Here is a 3,288-nt window from a genome sequence, read left to right as displayed (position 1 = left end):
CGGCCGGCGCGGTGAGCCGGGCAATCGTGACCGGACTGGAGGGAGGCCCGAACGGCGTCGGGATGTCGAGCCTGCTGAGCACGACGGCCTCGGGCAGCTTGTAGAGGCCGGTCCCGCCTATGATTGCAATCCGTGCGCGGTGTTCTGCTTGGTGTTCCGGGAGCGATGACATGACCCCATCATGCCAACGCCGGCCCGCGCCGTCGCGGGTGGAATCCTTACGGGTTCAGAACGCGCGCCGGGACGCCTGGACTGGATTGACTTAGCCCTCGCGGTCGATTTGCAAATAACTGAGTCCGCTCACATCGAGCCAGTACCGTGTGGGCGTCTCCACGAGGCGCAGGAGCACGCCCTCGCAGGAAGCGCAGCGCACAACGATTCCCGGAGCGTCAACGTAGACCATCGTCTCCCCGAAGACCCGGACCGCGCCGCAGTGCTTGCATCGTCCGATCGCTGCGACGATATCGAAGCGGAACAGTTCCCACAGCGGTCCTGCCACCGCGTTTCCGTCGAGATGGGCTATGGCATTGCCTGCGATTCCAGCGATGTCCTGATCCTCGAAGCCCGGATCTTTGGCACCGGAAGAATCAGGGCCGTTGTTGCCACTCACCGGGTTCCTCCTGTTCCGCCGAAGCGCTCGGTCTTGATCGATCCGGCGGGATATCCCGCCTGCACGAGCCATTCCGCGACAGTTTCCACGAAGACCGTCTGGCCACAGATGAAGACGTCCGGGGCAGGGTCCGTTGGCAAGATGTTGGCCAGCAGGGTTTCCGCCGTGAGCCGTTGCGGAGGAGTCGGCCAATCCGCGGGCGCCTTGCGTGTGTAGACGTAGTCGATGATGAGCTTGCGGGATTCCCGGGTCAAGGCTTGGAGCTCTTCCCGATAGAAGCCCGATTCCGGTGACTTGAGCGAATAGAGCAGCCGGAACTGCGCAGGATTCTCCGAAACATGGTGCGCACGGATCATGGACATGAGCGGTACGACCCCGGATCCTCCGGCAATCAGCTGAACGGGGTTCGTGTCCGTTGGCTTCCAGACGAACCAGCCGCCCACTGGTCCGCGGATCTCCAACTGGTCCCCGACCGCCAGCTCCCGGACCAGATAGGGGGAGACTTCTCCGTTGGCCAATTCGTCAACGGTAATCTCCAAGGTTTCGTCCAGGCCTGCCCTGGCCACGGAATATGAGCGGACGGCCGTGTAACCGTCGTCCGCGGTGAGGCGGATGTCGATGTGCTGTCCGGCGAGGTTGCCGTTCAAGCCGTTCACCCGCAGCCCGATGGTTCGCGCGGTTTCCGTTTCGGGCATGCTGCTGACGACGTCGGCCACGCGCCATAGCGTACTCATCGGATGCACCTCATGAGTAGCGCTCCTCGCGCCATGGGTCGCCGTGGAGGTGGTAGCCGTTGGATTCCCAGAAACCAGGAACATCATCCTGCGTCAACTCGATGCCGTTGATCCACTTTGCGCTCTTCCAGAAGTACAAATGCGGCACCAGGAGACGGGCAGGTCCGCCGTGGGTGCGTTCAAGGGGCTCACCGTCGAATTCCCAGGCCACCCACGCCCGGCCGCCAAGAAGGTCCTGGAGCGGGACGTTGGTCGTGTATCCGCCGTAGGAGTGGGCCGTGGTGAACCTGCAGCTTGTTTCCACGTTCTCAAAAAGAGAATCCAGTGACACTCCCCGCCACGAGGTGCCCAGCTTGGACCAGCTGGTCACGCAGTGGATATCCGTATGGATGTCCACTTGGGGCAATCCCATGAAGGCGTCCCATGACCACGCATGGCGCTGCCCTGCCTCAGTGGTAATAAAGAATTCCCAGTCGTCTCTGCGGATCCGGGGAGCGGGGCCGGCGGTTAGGACCGGGAAGCTGCCGGTCTCGTACTGGCCCGGTGGCAAAGCGGGATTGCCGCTCTGCCGTCTTCCATGAAATCCAGAAGAGATAATGCCCACCATGTACCTCCGATGCGGAGACTCAAGCCGGCTGTGCCCGGTTCCCCCCACGATAGGGCAACGGCCGGGCATGGTCTAGACACTAGGCAAAGCCTGACCGGGTGACGCCCGCTGCAGTAGCTTGGTAGGTGTCATGCTCGCCATCACGGAGCTCCGGACCCTGCTGTCCGCCCAATGGTCCACGGGAATGATCCCGCACATTGTCTTCAGCGAGAACAGCACAGACTACTTTCCCGGTTTTGATCGCTGGGGCACCGGGTCCGCGAAGGCACGCCCTTCGGGCATCGAGAGCAGCGGCATTTGCCAGCCTCCCGTCCACTCGATTGCCTTGCGGCACATCCTTGACCGGGGGAGGGAGAACGGCGGCGCCGACCGGGAAGCGGCAGAGTCCTTCCTCGACGAATCGTTCGACGGCTGGCTGGCGTGGCACCGCTGGCTTGCCACCGTGCGCGACCCGGACGCTACCGGGCTGATTGAAATCCACCATGGTCGGGAATCCGGGTTCGATAACTCTCCGCGGTGGGACGGGCCCTACGCCCGCGTCCAGCCCGGCACCGTCCCGGCCTTCACCCGGCGTCGACACCCTCCGCGTCGCAGACTCCAGCGAGCGGCCCGATGACAGCGAATACACGAAGTATCTGTGGCTCGTTCAGCAGATGGCTTCCGTAGGGTACGACGACGGCGACGTGCGGAGCGTCGTCGGCTTCCGGGTGCGGGACGTATTCTTTTCCGCGATCATGGCCGCTTCCAGCGATGTCCTGGCCAACGAGTGGATCTCTACTGACACTGTCTCCGGATTTGCGCCGCTGGTGTCCGGAGGCGAAGAGTCGTTGCTCGCGGCGCAGAGGACCGCTGGGAAGCCTGAACCAGTCCTGGACAGCCGCGGCCTGCCTCGAATGGATCGGGCCGGGCTGGTAGGTGCGCACCGCTTAAGGAAGTGAACGACGCCGTCACCAACCGCCGCGCGTGGGCGTATGTCCCTTCCGGGCATCGCCGGGCATTGCCATCTCGGCCCGCAGGCCAAGGAGCCGGATCGGACGGCCCGCCTCGATTCCAGCCGCGAGATCCAACGCCCGCGCGAGGATTTCGTCCCGGTCGAAGGTCTCCGGAATCTTCCTCCCCTGGGTCGTGGTCAAGAACGGCGCATACCGGACCTTCAGGGTCAGCCCGATGACGGGCCGTCCTTCGGCCACAACATCCTCAAGGACATGCGCTGCCAGCTCCCGCACCGCGTCCTCCACCTCGGCCGGATCGGTCAGGTCGTGCTGGAAGGTGGTCTCGCGGCTATGTCCGCGGGCAACCCACGGGGTGTCGTCCACGACGCTCGTGCCGTCGCCGCG

The 3,288-nt window shown here is 64.1% G+C and carries 6 protein-coding genes; 2 read left to right on the top strand and 4 right to left on the bottom strand.

Annotation, left to right across the window (positions count from 1 at the left end; all coding sequences use genetic code 11):
- Positions 1–262: 262 nt before the first annotated feature.
- The 3 genes from AHiyo1_RS13795 to AHiyo1_RS13785 are packed head-to-tail and all read right to left on the bottom strand — an operon-like array spanning position 263 to position 1,951.
- Positions 263–610: a DUF6510 family protein gene (locus AHiyo1_RS13795; RefSeq protein ID WP_253257337.1), complete on the bottom strand. Its 348-nt coding sequence runs from the start codon at positions 608–610 to the stop codon at positions 263–265.
- A complete protein-coding gene (locus tag AHiyo1_RS13790) occupies positions 607–1,344 on the bottom strand; it encodes a ferredoxin reductase (RefSeq protein WP_172465595.1) in 738 nt (245 codons plus the stop codon). The genes AHiyo1_RS13795 and AHiyo1_RS13790 overlap by 4 nt, the downstream gene beginning before the upstream one ends.
- Before the next feature lie 10 nt (positions 1,345–1,354).
- Positions 1,355–1,951, bottom strand: coding sequence for a sulfite oxidase-like oxidoreductase (locus AHiyo1_RS13785; protein ID WP_216363205.1), 597 nt, complete (start codon positions 1,949–1,951; stop codon positions 1,355–1,357).
- A gap of 130 nt (positions 1,952–2,081) precedes the next feature.
- Here AHiyo1_RS13785 and AHiyo1_RS13780 point away from each other — a divergent pair, with 130 nt between their 5' ends.
- Complete coding sequence (locus tag AHiyo1_RS13780; RefSeq protein ID WP_059388943.1) at positions 2,082–2,567, top strand: MGH1-like glycoside hydrolase domain-containing protein; 486 nt, start codon at positions 2,082–2,084, stop codon at positions 2,565–2,567.
- A gap of 37 nt (positions 2,568–2,604) precedes the next feature.
- Entirely contained in the window at positions 2,605–2,889 is a 285-nt protein-coding gene (locus tag AHiyo1_RS25600; protein WP_059388942.1) for a hypothetical protein, read from the top strand.
- Positions 2,890–2,898: 9 nt separating this feature from the next.
- On the opposite strand, the gene AHiyo1_RS13775 is transcribed toward AHiyo1_RS25600, so the two are convergent.
- On the bottom strand, positions 2,899–3,288 hold a 390-nt coding region (locus AHiyo1_RS13775), incomplete at its 5' end, for a DinB/UmuC family translesion DNA polymerase (RefSeq protein ID WP_445286221.1).

It is taken from the genome of Arthrobacter sp. Hiyo1, from assembly GCF_001263615.2.
Classification (GTDB): Bacteria; Actinomycetota; Actinomycetes; order Actinomycetales; family Micrococcaceae; genus Arthrobacter.
Note: the sequence above shows the minus strand (reverse complement) of the source record. Positions and strands in the feature narration are given on the sequence as shown.

Bases quoted from the DNA above. Each gene is read 5' to 3' on its own strand.
- AHiyo1_RS13790 (WP_172465595.1), bottom strand. From the start codon at position 1,344: ATGAGTACGCTATGGCGCGTGGCCGACGTCGTCAGCAGCATGCCCGAA.
- AHiyo1_RS13785 (WP_216363205.1), bottom strand. From the start codon at position 1,951: ATGGTGGGCATTATCTCTTCTGGATTTCATGGAAGACGGCAGAGCGGC.
- AHiyo1_RS13780 (WP_059388943.1), top strand. From the start codon at position 2,082: ATGCTCGCCATCACGGAGCTCCGGACCCTGCTGTCCGCCCAATGGTCC.
- AHiyo1_RS25600 (WP_059388942.1), top strand. From the start codon at position 2,605: ATGGCTTCCGTAGGGTACGACGACGGCGACGTGCGGAGCGTCGTCGGC.